We start from the raw sequence: 20274 nt of genomic DNA on the forward strand, positions 1-20274 counted from the left end.
GCCGGGCGCGGCGGGTCGCCACCATCGGGGTAAGGGGAGCATCATGGACGTCGGATTCATCGGGCTCGGAAACATGGGCCTTCCCATGGCATGTCGCCTCATCGAAGAAAACCATGACGTCGTCGCCTTCGACACGCGCGGCGAGGCCCTCGAGCGCGTCGTCGCCCTGGGAGCACGCCCGGCCTCATCCCCCCGAGACGTCGCCGATCACGCCGAAACGGTGCTGGCCAGCCTGCCCACTCCGGGAGCGTCACTCGAGGTGGCCACCGGGCCGGCTGGAGTGATCGAAGGCGCGCGGGTGCAGCGCTTTGTCGACTTGTCCACTGTCGGTAGCCAAATGGCGGTACAGATCAACGGACTGCTGGCGCAGCGCAACATCGTGGCGATGGACTGCCCGGTGAGCGGCGGTGTCCGCGGTGCCGGGAAAGGGACCCTGGCGCTGATGGTGTCCGGCCCGCGCGGCGAATTCGACGCCGTGCGAACCACGCTGGAAGCACTGGGCCGGCCGGTGTACGTCGGCGACAAGCCCGGCTCGGCGCAGACGATGAAGCTGGCGAACAACATTCTGGCGGCGAACGTCTTGACCGCGACCGCGGAAGTGGTCGTGATGGGCGTCAAGGCCGGCTTGGATCCCGACGTGATGATCGAGGTGCTCAATGCGGGGTCGGGTGCGACGAGCGCGAGCCGCGACAAGTTCCCCCGGGCGATCCTGCCGCGCACCTTCGACTACGGCTTTACCACCGGGCTGATGCTCAAGGATGTGCGCCTGTACCTCGACGAAGCCAGAGCGCTCGGTGTGCCCGCCGAGGTTGCCGAGACCGTCGGCCGGCTGTGGGAGGCGCTCGTCCGCGCCGAAGGGCCCGACTCCGATTTCACGACGGTGATCAAACCGTTCGAGCGGGCCGCCGGCGTCACGGTGGGTGGGTCTTCAAAGTAGCCCGTCGTGACCCGGCCGTCGTGGTGGCGAGCAGCCAGGATCGCATCCGTCCGCAACCCGGAGAATGGTATTATCCGGAAATAAGAACCCGACTTGCTCAGAGGATCGCAAAACGCCCCGCTACCAGGGATGATGATTAAACGAAATGCTTACCGGAAACCCATTGATGGACCGCTGCAGAAAATGTTAGATTGGCTATCATATGACCTCGCACGGCCGGCTTCGGCCGGCGGAGCCGAAGGATGGCTCTCGTGATCACACACGCTGACGGAACCAGCACACCGCTGATCGACGCGAGCGTGCACATCTTCTTCCCGTCCAACAAGGCGCTGCGGAAGACCCTGCGCGAGCCGTTCAAGAGCCGCGGGTTCCCCGACTACGAGATGGACTGGTACGGCGCCCCCGGTGGTGAGTACGCGCCCAACACCGAGGGGCCGGACCGCCAGTACCCCGGTTCGGATCCGGATTTCGTTGCCAATGAACTGTTTTCGAAGCGCGGCGTCGATGTTGCGGTCCTTCATCCGATGGCGCGTGGCATCATGCCCGACCGGCACCTGGGCAGCGCGCTGCACGCCGCGCACAACGAGATGATGGTGTCGAACTGGCTGGAGTCCAGCGAGTTCGGCGAGCGATTCCGCGGCACCATCCGGGTCAACCCCGACGACATCCCCGGCGCGTTGCGCGAGATCGAGAGGTGGCGCGCCCACCCGCGGGTGGTGCAGATCGGCGTCCCGCTGCAGTCGCGCGAGCTCTACGGCAAACCGCAGTTCTGGCCGATCTGGGAGGCCGCCGTCGACGCCGGGCTGCCGGTCGCCGCGCACATCGAAGTCGGCTCGGGCATTGCGTTTCCGCCGACGCCGTCCGGGAACACCCGTACCTACGAGCAGTACGTCAGCTTCATGGCGCTGAACTACCTGTATCACCAGATGAACATGATCGCCGAGGGAGTTTTCGAGCGGTTCGACGGTCTCAAGTTCGTGTGGGGCGACGGCGCCGCCGACTTCATCACGCCGTTCATCTGGCGGATGGACACCTTCGGCCGGCCGCACCTGGAGCAGACGCCATGGGCCCCGCGGATTCCCAGCGACTACCTGCCCGGCCATGTGTACTTCGTTCAGGGCAGTCTCGACGGCCCCGGCGACGTCGAGTTCGCCGGCGAATGGTTCGGCTTCACCGGTAAAGAGGACATGGTGATGTTCGGCTCGAGCTATCCACACTGGCAGTGCGGTGATGTCACGACGTTGCCCAGCGCGTTGTCCGCCGAGCAGCGCGAGAAGCTGTGCTGGCGCAACGCGGCGCAGCTCTACGGCATAGACATTCCCGCCGGGGTGAGCGCAGAGTAGAAGTACCGCGAAAGACTGAGGAGAGCCAGATGACGTTGACCCATTCGCAGGAGCGGGTCCCCGCTACCGAGCGCATAGCCGTCCGCTGCGTCGACTCGGATGTCCACCCGGCGCCCAAGCGCGGAGAGCTGCTCCCGTACATCCCCGAGCCGTGGCGCAGCAAGTACTTCCTCACTCGCTCCGTTGGCGAGCAGATCTACTACGACGCCCCGGACTACGCACACTCCTACGCCATGCGCGTGGACTCCTTCCCCGCCAACGGCGAGTTCCCCTGCAGCGACCCGGATTTGGCGTTCCGTCAGCTGATCATGGAGGCCGGCTCCGACATCGCGATCCTAGAACCCGCCGCCTACCCGGCGCGCATTCCCGAAGCGCAGCATGCGATGTCGGCCGCGCTGAACGACTGGCAGGCCAATCACTGGCTGGACAACCACAACAACTGGCACGAACGGTGGCGCGGGTCCATCTGCATCGCCATCGAGGAGCCGGAAGAGTCGGTCCGCGAAATCGAACGCTGGGCCGGCCACCCCTTCATGGCGCAGATCCTGATCAAGGCCGAGCCGCGGCCGTCCTGGGGCCACCCGAAGTACGACCCAATCTGGGCGGCGGCCACCAAGCACGACATCACCGTGAGCTGCCACCTGTCACGCAGCCAGTTCGATGAGCTGCCGATCCCGCCGGTGGGGTTCCCCAGCTACAACCACGACTTCATGGTCACCTACTCGCTGCTGGCGGCCAATCAGGTGATGAGCCTGATCTTTGACGGCGTCTTCGACCGGTTCCCGACGCTGCGAATCGTCTTCGTCGAGCACGCGTTCAGCTGGATCCTGCCGCTGATGTGGCGCATGGACGCGATCTACGACGCACGCAAGTCGTGGCTGGATATCAAGCGCAAGCCGTCCGAGTACGTCAAGGACCACATCAAGTTCACCACCCAGCCGCTGGACTACCCGGAGGACAAGACGGAACTCACCCGCGCGCTGGAATGGATGGAGTGTGAGAAGATCCTGCTCTTCTCCTCCGACTACCCGCACTGGACGTTCGACGACCCGCGCTGGTTGGTCAAGCACCTGCCCAAGCACGCCCGCGACGCGGTCATGTACAAGAACGGCATCGCGACCTATCACCTGCCCGAGACCGTTCCGGTCCTCGAGGGTCAGACCCGGGTGCTCTGAATTGACGGAGGAGACCAAACGGCCCGAGCCACGTCTCGCCCAGGGCCGCGAGCACGTAGTCGCAACCGTAGACGAAATCCCGCCGGGCACACACAAACTGGTACCGATCGGGCGGCACGGAGTCGGCGTCTACAACGTCAACGGCACCTTCTACGCCATCGCGAACTACTGCCCCCACCAGGGCGGGCCGCTGTGTTCCGGACGAGCGCGGGGACGCACGATCGTCGACGAGACCGCGCCGGGTGACTCCGTCATGGTGCGCGACCTGGAATACATCTACTGCCCCTGGCACCAATGGGGTTTCGAGCTGGCGACGGGTACCACCGCGGTCAAGCCCGAATGGAGTATCCGTACCTATCCGGTGCGCGTCGTCGGCAACGACGTTTTGGTTCAGGCCTAACTACAGGAGAATCGGGTGCCTTCTATCGAGATCAACGGGGGAAATGTCGTCTACGAAATCCTCGGTGACTCTGGCGATCTCATTACCCTGACGCCGGGCGGCCGGTTCAGCAAGGAGATCCCCGGCCTGCGTCCGCTGGCCGACGCCCTGGCCGCCGGCGGATACCGGGTGCTGCTGTGGGACCGGCCCAACTGCGGCGCCTCCGATGTGCAGTTCTATGGGCAGAGCGAATCGCACATGCGCGCCGAGACACTGCACAAGCTGGTGACCGGACTGGGCTTCGAGCGCTGCATCCTGGCCGGAGGTTCCGGCGGCGCAAGGGATTCCATGCTGACCACCATGCTCTACCCCGAGATGGTCACCAAGCTCGTGGTGTGGAACATCGTCGGCGGCACCTACGGCACCTTCGTGCTCGGTTCGTTCTACATCATTCCCAGCATCCTCGCGGTCCGCGGCACCGGCATGGACGGCGTGATGAAGGTGGCCGAATGGCGTGAGCGCATCGAGGAGAACCCGAACAACAAGCAGCGATTCCTCGACTTCGACTCCGATGAGTTCCTCAAGCTGATGCTGCGCTGGCTCAACGCCTTCGTCTCCAAGCCGGGACAAACGATTCCGGGTGTCGAGGACGAGATGTTCGACCGGATCAAGGTGCCCACGTTGATCATTCGTGGCGGTGAGAACGACATGGATCACCCGAAACGGACGTCGCTGGAGGTCAGCTGCCTGATCAAGGGATCGAAGCTCATCGACCCGCCATGGCCCGAGGACGCCTGGGAGCGCGCATCCGAAGACCGCGCCGCGGGCCGGGTGCAACACTTCAACATGTTCGACACGTGGGTGCAGGCGGCGCCCGCGATCCTCGAATTCCTGGGCTCGTAATGGCGCGAAACGGTGCATTACCGAGTGTGGATGTGGACCTCACAGTTGAGCGACGCCTCCAGCGCCGTGTGAACCCGGCTTTCCGGAATCCGCTCGAGGTCGGACTCCCGCAGCGTCACATGGACGATGTCGAATCCGTCATCGCCGGGCGTCCGCTCGATGTCGCCGGTCAACCCGAACGCGGACAAGACCCCGTGCGCGTCGTCGTCGGTGCCCCGGCTGACAAATGTGATCACGCCTGGAACGGGAGCACCGCCGAACGCGCTGGCGCACAATCCGATCGCCGTGTCTCTGGCCGTGCCGCCGTCGTCGGCCGCAATGAGCAGTTCGACCTCGCGGCGGTGTGCGGGCATGGACACGAGGTCGTTCTCGACCACGCCCACGCCGGCCGTGGCCACCAGTTCGAGGAGAGCCGCCATGCCGTCACGTAGTTGTGCGGGCGTGAGCACGCTGTCCGGGTCGACGTTGACACGCACCACCGCAGTTCGCATGTGCGCAAGCCTAACTAAGACGATGGCAGGCCAGCTTTGAACACCACCGAGTCCACAACCATCACCACCGCGACCATCCCCGGGTGCTCACCGCGGCTGCTGAGTGAGCACGCCGCCCAGGCCCGCGAAGATCTGGCGACCTACCGCAAGCTCGGCGGCTACCGCCCGCTTGCCGACCCCGACGCATTCCTGAGCGAAATCGATTCCAGTGGCCTGATCGGGCGTGGCGGTGCGGCGTTTCCCCTTGCGGTAAAGCTGCGAACGGTGCGCGACAACGGACGCTCGCTGGGCGTTCCCGTGGTCGTCGCGAATGGCGAAGAGGGAGAACCGGCTTCGGCCAAGGACCGCTGGCTGCTGCGCAATCGCCCTCATCTTGTTTTGGACGGGCTGCGCCTCGCCGCGACGATCGTCGCCGCTGACCGCGCCTGTATCTACGTGTCCGACCCGGAGGCGGCGCACAGCGTCGAATCCGCGCTGGACGAACTGGGTCCCGACGCGCTCGGTGTCACCATCGACATGCTCACCGTGCAGCCGGGATACGTCGCCGGCGAGGAGACCGCCGCCGTTCGGGCGATCAACGGCGGCCCGGCCAAGCCGACCGACAAACCGCCGCGGCCCTTCGAAGCGGGAGTCGATGACCGGCCCACCTTGGTAAGCAACGTCGAGACTCTGGCGAACCTGCCCTACCTGCAGGTCCACGGCACGGCTGATTACCGGTCGCAAGGCACGACGTTGTCGCCCGGCACCTTCCTGGCCACCATCACCGGGGCCGGTAAGCCGCCGGTGCTCTACGAACTCCCGCACGGCCTGGCGTTCACCGAATTGCTTACCTTGCACGGTGTTCCAGCCGACCGGGTGCGAGGCGCGTTGATGGGCGGCTACTTCGCCGGCCTGCTCAACCGCTCCGTGTTGGAGACGACCCTGGACCACGAGACGATGCGACGCGTCGGCAGCGGTTTGGGCTGCGGCGCGATTTCGGTCATCACCGACGACTGCCCCGTTGCGGTGGCGGCATCGGTGCTCGCGTACTTCGACCGCGAAAACGCCGGGCAATGCGGGTCGTGCTTCAACGGAACGGCGGCGATGGCCGCGGCGGCCGGGGCGCTGCGCGACGGCGCCGCGACGACGGAGGACGTCGAACGGTTGCGCCGTTGGTCGGTGCTGCTGCGCGGACGCGGCGCGTGCGCGACGTTGGATGCCGCCACCAACATCGCCGCCAGCCTGCTCGATCAGTTCCCGGACGAAGTCGCCGCACATCTCGACGGCACCTGTGCGGACTGCACCCGCGACGCGTTCCGCGCGGACCGTCCCTACGAGGCGGAACCTGTGAGGCAAGCATGAAAATCCGTCTGGACCGCACCATTTGCGACGGCTTCGGCATCTGCGCCAAGCACGCTCCGGGCTATTTTTCGCTGGACGACTGGGGCTACGCATCGCTGATCGGGGACGGCACGGTGGCCGAGCCGGATCGCGATGCGGTCATGCGCGCGCTGCTCGACTGCCCCGTGCATGCCATCACCGAGATCGGTCAGCGGACCTCGCGCGCATCTGCGCCGCCCCTCGCCGACACCGAGGATCCGGCCCAGCACCTCAAAACCGAAGAGAACGAGGCGGAGTGGGGATTCACGCGCTGAGTGGTCCCCGCCCGGAGATGTAATGCCGTGCAACTGACCTTTGACGCCGACGTGGAAGCGTTTCGCGCCGAGTTCGTCAGCTTCCTCACCGAACACCTGCCGACGCAGGCTCAAGCCGCGGAGCGTCCCTCGTCGACCTCGCACGTGCCCGCATGGTCGCGTCGCTGGCAGCGGCTCCAGTTCGACCACGGCTGGCTACTGCCCGGCAACCCACCGGAATTCGGCGGCCGCAACGCAAACATCCTGCAGCAGTTCGTGCATCGCGAGGAGCTGTCACGGCGCCGGATCTATCACTGCTTCAATCCCCAAGGCGTCGGCATCATCGCGGCATCGCTGTTGTCCTTCGGCACCGAGGAGCAGAAGCGGCGTTGGGCCGTTCCGATCCTGCGCGCCGACAAGACCGCGTCGCTGGGAATGAGCGAACCCGGAGCCGGCTCTGACCTCGCCGGGCTGCGCACGAAGGCGGAGTTGGCCGGCGATGAGTTCGTGGTCAACGGACAGAAGGTATGGACTTCCGGAGCCCATGACGCCGATGTGATCCTGACCTTCGTGCGCACCGACCCAAACGCTCCCCGCCACAAGGGAATCAGCGCACTGCTCATCCCGACCGACACTCCCGGGGTGGTGGGTCGCCCCTTCCCCTCGGTCTATGACTCAGACGAGCTGGACTTCAACGAGGTGTTCTTCAACGATGTCCGGGTGCCCGCGGACAACCTGGTCGGCCCGCTCAATGGCGGGTGGCAGGTCGCCAACGGCTCGCTCGGTCACGAGCGCACCCTGATGTGGATGGCCTTCGCAAACCGGCTCGAGCAACTGCTGGAGGACTACCGCCCCGCCGACGAGGTGAACGCGGACCACTATGCCACCATCGTGATGGACTACTACGCGTTGCGGCTGCTCGGATCGGCCGCGTTGGGCCGAGCGGCCCGCGGTGAAGTGGACATGGCCGCGTTGTCCGTGCTGAAGGTTTTCGGTTCGGAGGCCGAGCAGAGCGCGCTGCGGCACGCGCTCGACGCGGCCGGTGTCGACGGATTACCCGACAGAATGCTGACCGCCCCGTACAACCCTTACGCGCCTGACCTTTTCACCGCCAGCTGGTTCGCGCGCTACATCAGCAGCTACGCGGGCACCATCGCGGGCGGCACGTCGGAAATCCAGCGCAACATCATCGCCCAGCGCGTGCTCGGACTGCCGTCACGCTGATCACAGCCCCGGACATAGCGACGACAGGAACTCCTGGGTCCGGCGTCGCGATGTAACCCGCTCGCTGATGTCCTTGCCCAGCGGCACGATTCGCACCGCCAGGTCGGTGACGCCCGCGTCCCGATATCGGCGCAGCCGATCCAGGACGGCCGTCTCGTCGCCGGCCGCCATCGTGTCCCCGACGTCTTCGGCGTCACCGTGCTGCAGCAGTCGGACATAGTTCGGCGAGAAGTCCGCGTGCCCGAGCACCTCGCTCGCGTAGGAGCGAGCGTCGTCCGCCTCGCTGTCCGAGCAGAGCGCGACGGGAACACCGGCGACGATCCGCGGCGGGGCCCGCCCGGCCCGTTCGGCCGCCGCGGTGATGCGCGGAACGACGTGGTCTCCGATTGCCCGCTCGTCGGCCATCCAGAGGATGGTGCCATCGGCCCGCTCGCCGGCGAGACGCAGCATGGTCGGCCCGAGCGCCGACAACAGCACCGGCATGCCGAAGGCGTCCGTGACGTCGACCGGCGAATGGACGCAATAGTTTTCGTTGTCGACGTCGACAGTCCCCGGTCCCGCGAAGGACGCGTCGAGCACGGCTAGGTAATCCCTCATCAGGTGCGCCGGGCGATCGTAGGGCAAGCCCAGTTGCGAGTTGACGATCCAGTGATGCGAGGGCCCGATGCCGAGCGTGAACCGCCCGCCGCACGCGACCTGGGTGGTCAGGGCTTGTTGCGCCATGATCATCGGATGGCGAGTCTGAATCGGAACGACTGCCGTTCCGATCTCGATGCGATCGGTCGCCTGCCCGATCAGGGCCACCGCGGTCATGGCGTCGAGGTAGCCGGGGACCTGCGGCATCCAGAACGCGGTGAACCCGTCGCCTTCGGCCGCGACACCATCGGCGATCAGCCCGGCTAGCCGATCCGCGCGCGAGCGCTCCTTGTCGGAACCAACCATCAAGCCGACGCGCACGTTGCCCCTTCCCTATGGCACATGCCGATCCCACTCGTATGGGACGACCGCGAAAAATGGTGCGGCGAAAAGAGGTTCGATGTCCGATTCGACCCAGCGGTCCTTCAGCACCGGGCGCAGCCGTTCGGCGGTGGCGATGGGATCGTCATCGAGGAAGCAGTAGGTGATCGTCTGGTTCTCCCGGGCGCTGGCCAGGCTAGCGTCGACCCGGCGCGACAGCGCGGACCAGACACCGGCGACACCGTCGACCTCCAGCAGCGGGTTCGGCGGTGCCGATCCGCGCTCGACCAATACGAACGCGCCGCGCACGGGCAACCAGGGCAGGACGTCGGACCCGACCCTGACGCGCGGCGCGGCCGCCTTGCGTTGCACCTCGTACACGCCACGCTCCACCGGTGGCAGCAGCGGAAGTTTGCGGTCGGCATTGCCCAACGCCGTTGACAACTCATTGAAATCCTGCAGCCCGGCCGTGTCGGTGAAGAAGTACGTCATCACGTGGTCGACCGCGTCCAAGGGGCCGCCGCTGAGCGCGCGTGCGGCACGACAGTCCGGTGTGGACACCAGGCGCAACGAGGCGCGCACCGCGGCCAGCCGGTGCTGCTCGGGGCGGTGGTCCAGGCTGTGCCAGCGCAGGTACTCGGCGTCCTTGCCGTCGGGGTGCCGGGTCGCCATCGAGACGAACAGGGTGGTGATCTCGCCACCGCCGGTGGCGAGTATCTCGGCGACATCGTCCGATGGTGTGCCGGGCAGCTGCATGGCGTCAGTCCTCAGGGTCTCGTCGAATCGTGTTCTGGCAGCGCGATTTCGGGATGGCGAGCCGCGACCATGCGCCGGAACCCTTCGCGCCAGGGCACCTGGGTGCGGCCGAGAACGTCGTGCATGTGGCTCACGTCCGGCCATAGCGGGGTGTGCGCCTCGGGCGTGTACTCGAAAATCGGCTCGACACCCACCAGCTCACCCATGAACGCGCAGTATTCCTCGACACTGACGGTCTCGCTCCCGGCCCAGTTCACCACGACGGGCGGTATCGCGGCGACTTCCATCGCGCGGATGCCCAGCTTCACGTAGTCGTCTTCGTAGATGGGGTTGTAATTGTTCGGCTTGTCGGGATGCAGCCGAATGGGCTTGCCCGCCAACATCGCATCGAGGCGGTCTGCGGGCGCACCGCCCTGAGGGCCGTATGTCGAACAGATCCGGATGATGGTCAGCGGAATCCGGTAGCGCTTGGCGATCCAGGTGCACACCGCTTCCGCGGCGACCTTGGAGAAGCTGTAGTTCGCCCGCAGCGGCGCCCCCGGGGGATCGGTCTCGGTCAGGGGCCTGCGGCCCTGATAGGCATAGATCGACCCGGTGGAGCAGAAAACGAAACCCGTTGCGGCGCGGCAGTGGTGGAGCAGTTCGCCGGAGTTGTGTGCGTTGGTTTCAACGCATCGGCTCCAGTCGTCGGTGCCCGGGTCCACGGCCGCATGAAAGACGTAGGTGAAATCGTTGGGGAGAGCGGAGAAGTCGCCGGCGCTGACATCCAGCGCCACGGGCTTGATCCCAGCGTCGACTAGTTTTTGTCGGGCCGCGGGATCTTTCAGGCGCGCGGCGCCCCACACCTCATTGCCCGCCGCCGCCAGGGCACGCGCGATCGGAAACGCGATCTTGCCCGTCGCCCCGGTGATCAGGACCTTCTGTGCGTCGAGCAACCAGCCCTCCGAATGTTAAGTACTTGATATCGCCGGAGCGAGCATAACCTCCGGCCGGCAGGAAACGCCACGACGACCGGGCGCGGCGTTGCGTCGCGCCGAGTGTTTCCTCTGGTCACGGCGGAATCGACGGAATAAGCTGGCACCAGCCGGGACCGGAACGGCCCCAATGGGGAGGCCCGCCATGAGGTGGTTATTTGGTCGCCTGACCGCTGTCATTGCTGTCGCGTTCGTCGCGATGACTGTCGCGGTGATCGCGACGCCGGCAATCAGCTCGGCGCAGTGCGATCCCAATATGTCGTGGAATGTGTCGACGTTCGAATGCAAACCACCTCCGGCGTTGCCGGAGTGGTATGCATCCCCGCCCGCGTATGCACCGCCGTTTGCCGCACAGGACGTGCCACCGCCGCCCCCGCCGCGGCCATGGTGGTCACCGAACGAACCGATGTGGAATGCCGGCTTTCACCAATGGGGCACCTATTTCACCGGCACCTGGGTGCCGTACTGACGGCGGGCGCCGATCTCACCCGACCTGCGTCACGAGCGCTGCCAACGCGTCTGGATCGCGCCTGGCTGGAGTGATAACGTAATTCTCCGATTTGCATAATGGCCCTACCGGGCCGGCCATGCGACCCCCGGAGGTGACGTGTCAGCAGCACCGGGCCGCCCATTGCCCCAGGTCACGCAGGAGAACGAGTTTTTCTGGACTTCGGGCGCGGACGGAAAACTACGGCTGCAGGAATGCAAAGCCTGTGCATCGCTGATCCATCCACCGGCGCCGGTCTGCCGATACTGCCGCTCGCTCGATGTGGGCGTACGGGAGGTCTCGGGCAGGGCGACGCTCGCCGGATTCACCATCAACGAGCGATTCAGCCTGCCCGGCCTGGCGGCGCCCTACGTGATCGCGCAGGTGGCGATCGCCGAGGACCCCCGGGTGCGATTGACCACCAACATCGTCGAGTGCGAACCCGATCAGCTCGAACTCGGCCAGCAGGTCGAGGTCGTGTTCGAGCAGGTCGAGGACGTGTGGTTTCCGCTGTTCAAGCCGAGCGCCGACGGGCAGTCCGCCCCCTTGCCGGACGACGAGATCGCGCCGGAGCGGTTCGGCGAGCACGTCCGGCCGATGCTGACCGCCGACAAGTTCGAGGACAAGGTCGCGCTGACCGGGATCGGCGCATCGCCGATCGGGCGCCGGTTGATGCAGCTGCCGCTGGCGTTGACGGTGCAGGCATGCGAAGCGGCCATCGCCGACGCCGGCCTGACCTACGCCGACATCGACGGCCTGTCCACCTACCCCGGCGCGATCAATGTCGGCGGCTTCGGGGAGGGCGGCACCACCGCCCTCGAGGGCGCGCTCGGCATCCGCCCGACTTGGCACAACGGCGCCATGGAGACGTTCGGCCCGGGCGGTTCGGTGATCGCCGCGATGCTCGCGGTCGCCTGCGGGCTGGCGCGCCACGTGCTGTGCTTTCGCACGCTGTGGGAAGCCACCAACGGCGAGCTGATGAAGCAGGGCAAGATCACCCCGTCGATGGGCCGAATGTCGGGCTGGCAGATGCCATTCGGCGCGACGTCGGCGGCGCACACGTTGGCGATGAACGCGCAGCGGCACTTTCACCGGTACGGCACCACCAGGGAAACGCTGGGCTGGATCGCGTTGAACCAGCGCGCCAACGCCGAACTCAACCCGACCGCCATCTACCGGACACCGATGACGATGGACGACTACCTCAACGCGCGGCCCATCACCACGCCGTTCGGGCTGTACGACTGCGACGTGCCATGCGACGGCGCCATCGCCGTCATCGTCTCGGCCGTCGACGCCGCCCGCGACCTGGCCAAGCCGCCGGTGCTGGTGGAGGCGGTAGGTACGCAGATCGTCGAGCGACTCGACTGGGACCAGAGCACCCTTACCCACGAGCCCCAGGTGTTGGGGCAGGCGGCACACGTATGGACGCGTACCTCGCTGCGGCCCAGCGACGTTGACGTCGCCGAGCTCTACGACGGCTTTTCCTTCAACTGTCTGTCCTGGATCGAGGCGCTGGGTTTCTGCGGAATCGGCGAAGCCAAGGAATTCCTGGACGGCGGCAAGAACATTGCGCGCGACGGCCTGTTGCCGCTCAACACCCACGGCGGCCAACTCTCGCACGGCCGCACGCACGGCATGGGACTCCTGCACGAGGCGATCACCCAGCTGCGCGGCGAGGCCGGTGACCGCCAGGTCGCCGACGCCCGCGTCGGTGTGGTCAGCAGTGGCGGCCTCACTCCCAGCGGGGTGCTCTTGCTGCGGGCCGACGGATGAGTACGCCGCGCCCGAGGCTGGTGATCGTGGACGGGGTGCCGATGTCGGCGTTGGTCGCCGACGCCGAGGACCCCAGGGCCGTGATCGTGGCGATTCACGGGGGCGGTACCACCGCAATGTATTTCGACTGCCCGGGCCAGCCGTCGTATTCCCTCGCCCGGACCGGCTCGGCAGCAGGATTCACCGTGCTGGCCCTGGATCGGCCCGGCTATGGCAGCTCGGCGCCCTATCCCGAAGCGATGATCTCCGGCGAACAGCGCGTCAACCTGGCTTACGGTGCTGTCGATCGCATCCTCGGCGAACGACCGCGGGGCGCGGGCGTATTCGTGTGGGGTCATTCGGGCGGTTGCGAGCTGACGATACGGATGGCCGCCGACGAGCGCGGCGCCGAGCTGCTCGGCATCGAATTGGCCGGCACCGGCCGGCACTACCACGCCGCTGCCAAGGAGATACTGAAAACCGCTACCCGCGAACGTCGCCCGTCGGGTATGCGCGAATTGCTGTGGAGCCCAGAGGAACTCTATCCGGCCGAGGTCCTCGGCGGCGCGACGGTTTCGCCGTCGGCTCCGTCATACGAGGACCAGATGGTGTCGGACTGGGCGCGCCAGACCTTCCCGGAGCTCGCGCCCGGCGTGCGTGTCCCGGTGCACTACAGCATCGCCGAGCACGAAAAGGTCTGGCAGGCCGACGATGCGGCGGTCGCCGAGGTCGGTGCCCTGTTCACCGGGGCGCCGCGGTTCGTCGTCCATCGACAGCCGGACGCCGGGCACAACATCAGCCTCAGCCACGCCGCCCCCGCCTATCACTCGAAAGTCCTTGATTTCGTGCGGGAATGCGTGGCCGAGGCGGCCTCACGCCCAGACGGCTCCTCGAATACGACGCCACAGTCACTTTCGAGCCCGAACGTGGCGGCAATGTCACGCTCGGCGGACGAGGAGGCCGGTTGATGCGCGTCGGATTCATCGGCTTGGGCAGCCAGGGCGGGCCCATGGCGCGGCGGATCGCCGAGGGTGGGTACCCCACCATACTGTGGGCGCGCAGGCCGGAGGCCCTCGAGGCGTTCGCCGACACGCCGGCGAAACTCGCCGGCTCTCCGGCCGAACTGGCCGCGACAACTGATCTAGTGTGCCTCTGCGTGATCGGCGATGCCGACATCGACGAACTCGCCTGCGGCGAGAACGGATTATTGACGACGATGCAACCCGGCAGCGTCATCGCCGTCCACAGCACCGTGCATCCGAACACCTGCCGAGAGCTTGCGAACAAGGCCGCCCCGCAGGGTGTTTCCGTCATCGACGCGCCGGTGAGCGGAGGCGGAGGCGCGGCGACCGAGGGCCGGCTGCTGGTGATGGTCGGTGGCGAGTCCGAGGTCGTCGAGCGCTGTCGTCCGGTCTTCGAAACCTATGCCGATCCGGTCGTTCACCTCGGTGAGCTGGGTTCCGGACAAACCACGAAGCTGCTCAACAACCTGTTGTTCACCGCCAACCTGGCCACGGCGGCCGCCGCCCTGTCCCTGGCCAAAGAGCTGGGCGTCGAGCCGGACCGTCTCACCGAGGTGGTCTCCCGCAGTAGCGGAAACAGCTTCGCGCTCAACGCCCTCGGCGGTATCGGCGGCCTGGATCGGCTGGCCGGTGTCGCGGGAGGCCTGCTGCAGAAGGACGTCCGGCTGGTGGTCGACCTCGCCGACCGCGTCGGGGCCAACGGCGGCGCCGTGCTCGATGCGGCCGACGCGGCGCTGGCCCTGATGGACCACCCACGGTGAGGGTCGGATTCATCGGCGCGGGGCGGATGGGTCGCCCCATGGTGGGCCGTCTGCTGGCGGCCGGACACGACGTTCACGCGGTGGGCCGAACGGTCGAAAAGTGCCGTCAGCTCGAGCAACTGGGCGCGCGGGCGGTCAACGCGGCGGCCGAGGCCGGTGCGGACGCCGATGTGGTGGTGCTCTGCGTGTTCACCGACCAACAGGTGCGGGATGTCTGCCTGGACAGCGCGCTGCTGCCGAGCATGCGAACCGGTTCGGCGCTGGTGGTGCACACCACCGCGAACCCGGACACCATCGAGACCATCGCCGAGCGCGCCGACGGGGTTGACGTCGTCGACGCCGCGGTCAGCGGCGGGCCGCACGACATCGAGGCCGGCCGGCTGACGCTGTTCGTGGGCGGCGCCGACCAAGCGGTTGACCGGGTGCGACCGCTTCTGGGCTGCTACGGAGATCCCGTCCTGCACGTCGGGCCGAGGGGCGCCGGCCAGAAGGTGAAGCTCGTCAACAACGCGCTGTTCGCCGCGCAGATCGGGCTGCTCGCCGAGTCGATCCGCCTGGGAGAGCGCCTCGGCCTGCCGGAATCGACGCTGCTAACCGCCCTACAGCACGGCAGCGCGACCAGCCGCGTACTGGACCTCGTCGCGGCAGGCGGTTCCGTCGCGTCGTTCGTCGAGGTCGCCGGCGGCTTCGTGGGTAAAGACGTGGCCGTCGTCCGCGGCATCGCCGGGGAACGGGGTGGCGGCTTGGGTGCGCTGGAACACGTCATCGAGAAGGTCGACTTCGCGAAGAGGGTTTGAAATGCCAGCGTTTTGGTCTTTCCGGTTCGTCACGAAGGTATTACCGTTAGCGTTACAGTCGGGGACTCCGCTGTAAAGGTTTCAGCCCGACCTCGCCGCTGAGGAGGATTCAGTGACAAAAGCGAAGGTTGTCTTCGACCCGTACTCCGAGGACTACTTCAACAATCCGTTCGACATCTATCGACGGATGCGCGAGGACGCGCCCCTGTATTACGACGAGAAGGAGGACTTCTACGCGCTGACGCGTCACGAAGACGTGGCGGCCGCGTTCAAGGACTTCGAGACGTATTCGTCGGCGCGCGGCTGCGACCTGGCGATGGTGCGCCGGGGCATCTCCCCCGAGCAGAAGTCGATCATCTTCATGGACCCGCCGGAGCACCGCCACATGCGCAGCCTGCTCAACAAGGCGTTCACTCCGCGGGCCATCCAATCGCAGCGCGAGACGATCATCGAGGTGATCGACAAGTACCTGGGCGCCGTCGACTCCGACAACTTCGACGTCGTGCAGGACTTCTCCGGACCGTTCCCGGTCGAGGTCATCACCCGGATGGCCGGCGTGCCGGAGGAATACCGCCAGCAGGTCCGCCACTGGATCGACACCAGCCTGCATCACGAGCCGGGACAGATCGAGATCAGCGAAGCCGGCATGCAGGCCAACATCGACACGGCGATGTACTACTTCAGCCTGGTCCAGGAGCGGCGCCAGGAGCCGCAGGAAGACATGATCAGCCGGCTGATCGCGGCCGAGATCCCCGGCGAAGACGGCGAGCTGCGCAAGCTCGACGACATCGAGATCTGCGGATTCGCAACCCTTCTGGGCGGCGCGGGCGCCGAGACAGTCACCAAACTCATGGGCAACGCGGCGGTCATCTTCGCCAACCACCCCGACCAGTGGCAGAAGCTGCAGGAGGACCGCGACAAGATCCCCGGGGCCGTCGAAGAGTTACTGCGCTACGAGGGACCGGTGCAATACAACGTCCGCTACACCCTCAAAGAGGCCCACGTCAGCGGTGGCGTGATTCCTCCGGGCAAACCCGTATTCCTCTGCGGCGCCGCGGCGAATCGCGACCCGGAGGCGTTCACCGACGCCGACACCTTCGACATCGAGCGTGACCAGACCGAGGCGCAGCACCTCGGACTCGGGTACGGCATCCACAGCTGCCTCGGCGCCGCGCTGGCCCGCCTGGAAAGCCGGATCGCGCTGGAGCGGCTGCTCGACTTCATGCCGCGCTACGAAGTGGACTGGGCGGGGTGCAAACGAGTGAACATGCAGAACGTCGCGGGCTGGAAGAACGTGCCCGTCAAGGTGCTTCGATAAGGGGATCGCTGTGACGAAGAAGATCGAAGTCGATTGGGGACTCTGCGAGAGCAACGGCGTCTGCATGGGCATCAACCCCGAGATATTCGAGCTCGGCGACGACGACATGCTGACGGTCCACCAGGAAGAAGTCACCCCGGAGAACGAGGCCGACGTGCGCGAGGCCGTCCGTCAATGCCCCCGGCAGGCGATTTCCATCGTCGGAGAGTAGCGATCAGAATCCGGAGAGGATGACCGCGTTGCAGTCGGCCGCCGACTGGCGCAATTTCGCCGCCTTCTGATAGCCCTCGGACTCGTACCACGCCCGGGCGGCATCCACCGATTCGAATTCCAGGACCACGGTTTGGTCGCCGTGCCAGTCGCCTTCGATGACTTTGGGCGCGGTGTCCACCGCGAGAATGGTGGCGCCACTCATCGCCGATCCGGCGGCTTGCGCGTATGCCTTCATGCCTTCCGGGTCCTTGATCGCCTCGGTGAGGATGACATAACCTTTTGCCACGCCGAATCTCCTTGCCTGCCTGTGTATTAGTTATTTTCGCTGATCGCCTGCTCGGGACAGCACTGGATTGCCTCTTGCGCCGCGGCCTCCAATTCCGTTGGAATGTCGGAGTCTATGGCCTCGGCGTAGCCGTCATCGGTCAGGCTGAACACGTCGGGGCACAGCGTGAGACACATGCCGTGACCGCGACACTTCTGGTCGTCTACCCAAACTTTCATGCGAGCGTGAACTCCAGGTGCAGTTCGGTCAGGCCGCGCAGGATGTACGTCGGAACATATTGGTAGCGGCGGTCATTCGCCGGCCCGTGAACGCTCTCGTCGATCCTGATGTCCGTCGTGCGGTCGAGCAACCGCTCGATCGCCACCCGGGTCTCGGCCCGCGCCAGCGGCGCGCCCGGGCAGCTGTGAATGCCGCGTCCGAACGAGATGTGCTGACGGGCGTTCTTGCGGGCCGGATCGAAGGTGGCGGGGTCTTCGAACCGGCGCGGATCGCGGTTGGCGGCGGCCTGCACGATCATCACCGTGGTGCCGGCGGGCAGGTCGACGCCGCCGACGTTGACCGGCCTGCGGTTCATCCGGAAGTCCCCCTTCACGGGGCTCTCGTGGCGCAGCGACTCCTCGATGAAGTTCGGGATGAGGCTGCGGTCCTTGCGCAACTGCGCCTGGATGTCGGGGCGCTCGCCGAGGGTCTGCAGGGACGCACCCAGCAGCCGCACGGTGGTCTCCTGGCCGGCGGAGAAGACGTTGCTGGCGACGCGGGCCACGTCTTCGACATCGGGAATCGAGCCGTCGGGGTAGGTCGCGGTCGCCAGCCCGGTGAGGACGTCGTCGCGGGGTTCGCTGCGGCGGTCGCGGACGTAGTCGGAGAACAGGCCGTAGAGGAATTCCAGCGGGCTGTGGGCCAGCGACCCCTTGGTGCCCCCGATGCCGCCACCCGCGTGCTCAGCGATGCCCTTGACGAACTTGTCACGGTCCTCCATCGGCACGCCCAGCAGGTCGGCGATGACCAGCAGCGTGAACGGCCCCGCGAAGCCCTTGATCCACTCGCCACGCCCCGGCGCGAGAAAGTCGTCGAGCGCCTGGTCGGCGAGCGCCCACATGGCGTCCTCGTTCTCCTTGAGGCGCTTGGGGGTGATCAGCCGCATCATCAGGGAGCGGTGATTGGTGTGGGTCGGCGGATCGAGCGTGGGCAGCTGGTCACTGAAGGGCAGCTCGTCGCGGTGCTGCTCGATCAGCTCGGTGATGTCGTCACCCTCGATCGGGACCGGGAAGCCGGGAAACGGGCCGGTGACCGAGATGCACGAGGACCACGTCTCGGCGTCGTTGAGCACCGCGCAGGCCTCGTCCCAACCCGTGATCATGGTGACGTCGTAATGACTCTCCCGCGTGACGGGGCAGCGCTCGCGCAGCGCCTCGTAGTAGGGGTAGGGATTCTCGATGAGCTCGGTGCCGCGGAAGAAGTCCAACTCGGAGAATTCCTTCGCCATCTCCTGCTCCTTGAATCTCGGCTAGTGAGAACGTGCCTCTCGCGGATGAGTATTACATTTCCACACGGCCTGGTGGGCGTCAACGACGGGGCCCCTGCCCCGGCGCCGGACCGCCCCACGCAAGCGGCCGGTCTGTGTGGTGGCGCGCTTGCCGGGCCGCGCAGCTAGCTGGCGGGCACCAGGTCGGCGGCGACCGACGGCCACGCCAGCAGCCCGCTGCGGAAGGTCTCCACATGGCCGACCGGGGCGTGCGGCGCCGCCGCGGCCGCCAACGCCTGGGCCTTGAACGTCTGCGCGGCCGTGCTCAGTTGGTGTTGCACCAGGCCGACGCTTTCGTCGAGCTCGGAGGGCCAGCTCTCCCCCCACAGCGTGACCTCGGTGACGCCGTGATCGAGGGCCTGCAGCACGCCCTGGCGCACCCGCGCATCGCAGCCGAACAGGTCCGCCGCGGCGGCCAGGGCCTGTGGCCGGGGCCGCGAGTGCACCGACGCCAGCGCCTCCTCGAGGTCGAGCACCCGGGCGCCGATGATCTGCAGCGGCCGGTCGTCGGGGTGGTCGGCGACCAGCACGGTGACGTCCCAGCCCGCCATCGAGCGGTCGAAGATCCAGCCGCCGGCGAATCTCACCACGTCGACGACGGTGGCGGCGACGACGTCCAGCCGGTACCTCATGTCGTCTCGGACTTCTTCGGGGGCGCGAAATCCCGCGCCAGCGTCTCGGCGTACTGCTTGAACGCGTCGGCTAGCGGTATCGAAGGATCGAGTAACCATGTCGTTTCCATTCCGTGGACGAAGGCGAGGATTTCTACTGCCTTGACGGCGGGGTCTATGTCGTCGCGGTACCGGCCGTCGGCCTGACCGCGACGGATGAGCTCGGCGACGATGTCGGTCGCGGCGCGGTACCGGGACAGCATGCGGTCGTGCAGCGGTGCCTCGGGCAGGATGTTCTCGACCAGCAGCACCGTGAACGTGCCCACCAGTTCGGGCGCCCGGTGGATGCGGTCCGCGACCGCGGCGATCTGGTCGAACAGGTCGCCGGTCCGGTCGGCGTGGGTGTCGTCGTCGAGATCGCGGGCATCGAGCACGGCGTGCAGCAGCTGCTCCTTCGATTCGAAGTGATGCAGCAGCCCCGCGGGAGTGACGCCGGCTTCGCCCGCGATCTGGGCGAGCGTCGTGCTGCGCCAGCCGTTGCGGGTGAGCAGGCGTTGCGCGACGTCGAGAATCCGCTGTTTGCGGTCCTCGCCCTTGGCGAGGAGCGTGTCGTACCGCCGTGCGACGGGCACCAGAACCCCCTCAACCCAAGTTGTTGCGACGCCGGAAAACCAACCTAGTGAACACACAGTAGGTTAGTTTGGCCGCTGTGACAAGGGTCACGCGGTGCACACTTTTACGCGCGTC

24 protein-coding genes are annotated in these 20274 nt (G+C 66.6%); 15 read left to right on the forward strand and 9 right to left on the reverse strand.

Features of this window, described 5'->3' with window-relative positions; translation table 11 throughout:
- Nucleotides 1-43 precede the first annotated feature (43 nt).
- The 5 genes from ACYQ8K_RS07325 to ACYQ8K_RS07345 all read left to right on the forward strand — a co-directional run bounded on the left by ACYQ8K_RS07325 (nt 44) and on the right by ACYQ8K_RS07345 (nt 4737).
- The gene (locus ACYQ8K_RS07325; protein WP_459967817.1) at nt 44-937 is read left to right on the forward strand and encodes an NAD(P)-dependent oxidoreductase; all 894 of its coding nucleotides are present in this window, start codon (nt 44-46) and stop codon (nt 935-937) included.
- A gap of 251 nt (nt 938-1188) precedes the next feature.
- A complete protein-coding gene (locus tag ACYQ8K_RS07330; protein ID WP_459967818.1) occupies nt 1189-2280 on the forward strand; it encodes an amidohydrolase family protein in 1092 nt (363 codons plus the stop codon).
- 29 nt (nt 2281-2309) lie between these two features.
- Nucleotides 2310-3455 carry an amidohydrolase family protein gene (locus tag ACYQ8K_RS07335; RefSeq protein ID WP_459967819.1) on the forward strand — a complete coding sequence of 382 codons (1146 nt, stop codon included), beginning with the start codon at nt 2310-2312 and terminating at the stop codon, nt 3453-3455.
- Nucleotide 3456: 1 nt separating this feature from the next.
- Nucleotides 3457-3855, forward strand: a complete 399-nt coding sequence (locus ACYQ8K_RS07340; RefSeq protein ID WP_064882584.1) for a Rieske (2Fe-2S) protein — start codon at nt 3457-3459, stop codon at nt 3853-3855.
- Between the two features lie 15 nt (nt 3856-3870).
- Nucleotides 3871-4737 (forward strand): alpha/beta fold hydrolase, encoded by an 867-nt coding sequence (locus ACYQ8K_RS07345; protein WP_459967820.1) that lies wholly within the window; start codon nt 3871-3873, stop codon nt 4735-4737.
- Nucleotides 4738-4754: 17 nt separating this feature from the next.
- On the opposite strand, the gene ACYQ8K_RS07350 is transcribed toward ACYQ8K_RS07345, so the two are convergent.
- Nucleotides 4755-5228: a hypothetical protein gene (locus ACYQ8K_RS07350; RefSeq protein WP_459967821.1), complete on the reverse strand. Its 474-nt coding sequence runs from the start codon at nt 5226-5228 to the stop codon at nt 4755-4757.
- A 36-nt stretch (nt 5229-5264) separates the two neighbouring features.
- Between ACYQ8K_RS07350 and ACYQ8K_RS07355 the strand changes: the two genes are divergently transcribed.
- From ACYQ8K_RS07355 to ACYQ8K_RS07365, 3 genes are read left to right on the forward strand one after another with little or no spacing between them, the layout of a single operon-like run.
- Nucleotides 5265-6569, forward strand: coding sequence for an NADH-ubiquinone oxidoreductase-F iron-sulfur binding region domain-containing protein (locus ACYQ8K_RS07355; RefSeq protein WP_459967822.1), 1305 nt, complete (start codon nt 5265-5267; stop codon nt 6567-6569).
- A complete protein-coding gene (locus tag ACYQ8K_RS07360) occupies nt 6566-6862 on the forward strand; it encodes a ferredoxin (RefSeq protein ID WP_459967823.1) in 297 nt (98 codons plus the stop codon). Before ACYQ8K_RS07355 ends, ACYQ8K_RS07360 begins: the two co-directional genes overlap by 4 nt.
- A 27-nt stretch (nt 6863-6889) precedes the next feature.
- Nucleotides 6890-8065 (forward strand): acyl-CoA dehydrogenase family protein, encoded by a 1176-nt coding sequence (locus ACYQ8K_RS07365; protein ID WP_459967824.1) that lies wholly within the window; start codon nt 6890-6892, stop codon nt 8063-8065.
- Here ACYQ8K_RS07365 and ACYQ8K_RS07370 read toward each other — a convergent pair whose 3' ends face one another.
- The 3 genes from ACYQ8K_RS07370 to ACYQ8K_RS07380 are packed head-to-tail and all read right to left on the reverse strand — an operon-like array spanning nt 8066 to nt 10713.
- A complete protein-coding gene (locus tag ACYQ8K_RS07370; RefSeq protein WP_459967825.1) occupies nt 8066-9022 on the reverse strand; it encodes an LLM class F420-dependent oxidoreductase in 957 nt (318 codons plus the stop codon).
- Between the two features lie 12 nt (nt 9023-9034).
- Nucleotides 9035-9778, reverse strand: coding sequence for a hypothetical protein (locus ACYQ8K_RS07375; protein ID WP_459967826.1), 744 nt, complete (start codon nt 9776-9778; stop codon nt 9035-9037).
- An 11-nt stretch (nt 9779-9789) separates the two neighbouring features.
- On the reverse strand, nt 9790-10713 hold the full coding sequence (locus tag ACYQ8K_RS07380) for an NAD-dependent epimerase/dehydratase family protein (RefSeq protein WP_459967827.1): 924 nt from the start codon (nt 10711-10713) through the stop codon (nt 9790-9792).
- A gap of 184 nt (nt 10714-10897) precedes the next feature.
- Between ACYQ8K_RS07380 and ACYQ8K_RS07385 the strand changes: the two genes are divergently transcribed.
- The 7 genes from ACYQ8K_RS07385 (at nt 10898) to ACYQ8K_RS07415 (ending at nt 17103) form a co-directional block, all read left to right on the forward strand.
- Complete coding sequence (locus ACYQ8K_RS07385) at nt 10898-11221, forward strand: hypothetical protein (RefSeq protein ID WP_459967828.1); 324 nt, start codon at nt 10898-10900, stop codon at nt 11219-11221.
- Between the two features lie 138 nt (nt 11222-11359).
- A complete protein-coding gene (locus tag ACYQ8K_RS07390) occupies nt 11360-13015 on the forward strand; it encodes a thiolase C-terminal domain-containing protein (protein ID WP_459967829.1) in 1656 nt (551 codons plus the stop codon).
- Complete coding sequence (locus tag ACYQ8K_RS07395) at nt 13012-13962, forward strand: alpha/beta hydrolase (protein ID WP_459967830.1); 951 nt, start codon at nt 13012-13014, stop codon at nt 13960-13962. The genes ACYQ8K_RS07390 and ACYQ8K_RS07395 overlap by 4 nt, the downstream gene beginning before the upstream one ends.
- Nucleotides 13962-14777, forward strand: a complete 816-nt coding sequence (locus ACYQ8K_RS07400; RefSeq protein ID WP_459967831.1) for an NAD(P)-dependent oxidoreductase — start codon at nt 13962-13964, stop codon at nt 14775-14777. The genes ACYQ8K_RS07395 and ACYQ8K_RS07400 overlap by 1 nt, the downstream gene beginning before the upstream one ends.
- Complete coding sequence (locus ACYQ8K_RS07405) at nt 14774-15574, forward strand: NAD(P)-dependent oxidoreductase (protein WP_459967832.1); 801 nt, start codon at nt 14774-14776, stop codon at nt 15572-15574. The genes ACYQ8K_RS07400 and ACYQ8K_RS07405 overlap by 4 nt, the downstream gene beginning before the upstream one ends.
- A 112-nt stretch (nt 15575-15686) precedes the next feature.
- Complete coding sequence (locus tag ACYQ8K_RS07410; RefSeq protein ID WP_459967833.1) at nt 15687-16892, forward strand: cytochrome P450; 1206 nt, start codon at nt 15687-15689, stop codon at nt 16890-16892.
- A 10-nt stretch (nt 16893-16902) separates the two neighbouring features.
- Entirely contained in the window at nt 16903-17103 is a 201-nt protein-coding gene (locus ACYQ8K_RS07415; RefSeq protein ID WP_065031025.1) for a ferredoxin, read from the forward strand.
- Between the two features lie 3 nt (nt 17104-17106).
- On the opposite strand, the gene ACYQ8K_RS07420 is transcribed toward ACYQ8K_RS07415, so the two are convergent.
- The 5 genes from ACYQ8K_RS07420 to ACYQ8K_RS07440 all read right to left on the reverse strand — a co-directional run bounded on the left by ACYQ8K_RS07420 (nt 17107) and on the right by ACYQ8K_RS07440 (nt 20159).
- A complete protein-coding gene (locus ACYQ8K_RS07420; RefSeq protein ID WP_067165397.1) occupies nt 17107-17391 on the reverse strand; it encodes a DUF1330 domain-containing protein in 285 nt (94 codons plus the stop codon).
- Nucleotides 17392-17417: 26 nt separating this feature from the next.
- Nucleotides 17418-17609 (reverse strand): ferredoxin, encoded by a 192-nt coding sequence (locus ACYQ8K_RS07425; RefSeq protein ID WP_459967834.1) that lies wholly within the window; start codon nt 17607-17609, stop codon nt 17418-17420.
- Nucleotides 17606-18877: a cytochrome P450 gene (locus tag ACYQ8K_RS07430; RefSeq protein WP_459967835.1), complete on the reverse strand. Its 1272-nt coding sequence runs from the start codon at nt 18875-18877 to the stop codon at nt 17606-17608. The genes ACYQ8K_RS07425 and ACYQ8K_RS07430 overlap by 4 nt, the downstream gene beginning before the upstream one ends.
- 164 nt (nt 18878-19041) lie before the next feature.
- Entirely contained in the window at nt 19042-19548 is a 507-nt protein-coding gene (locus ACYQ8K_RS07435; RefSeq protein ID WP_459967836.1) for a hypothetical protein, read from the reverse strand.
- Complete coding sequence (locus ACYQ8K_RS07440; RefSeq protein WP_459967837.1) at nt 19545-20159, reverse strand: TetR/AcrR family transcriptional regulator; 615 nt, start codon at nt 20157-20159, stop codon at nt 19545-19547. The genes ACYQ8K_RS07435 and ACYQ8K_RS07440 overlap by 4 nt, the downstream gene beginning before the upstream one ends.
- Between the last annotated feature and the right edge of the window lie 115 nt (nt 20160-20274).

The organism is Mycobacterium sp. MUNTM1 (assembly GCF_054660795.1).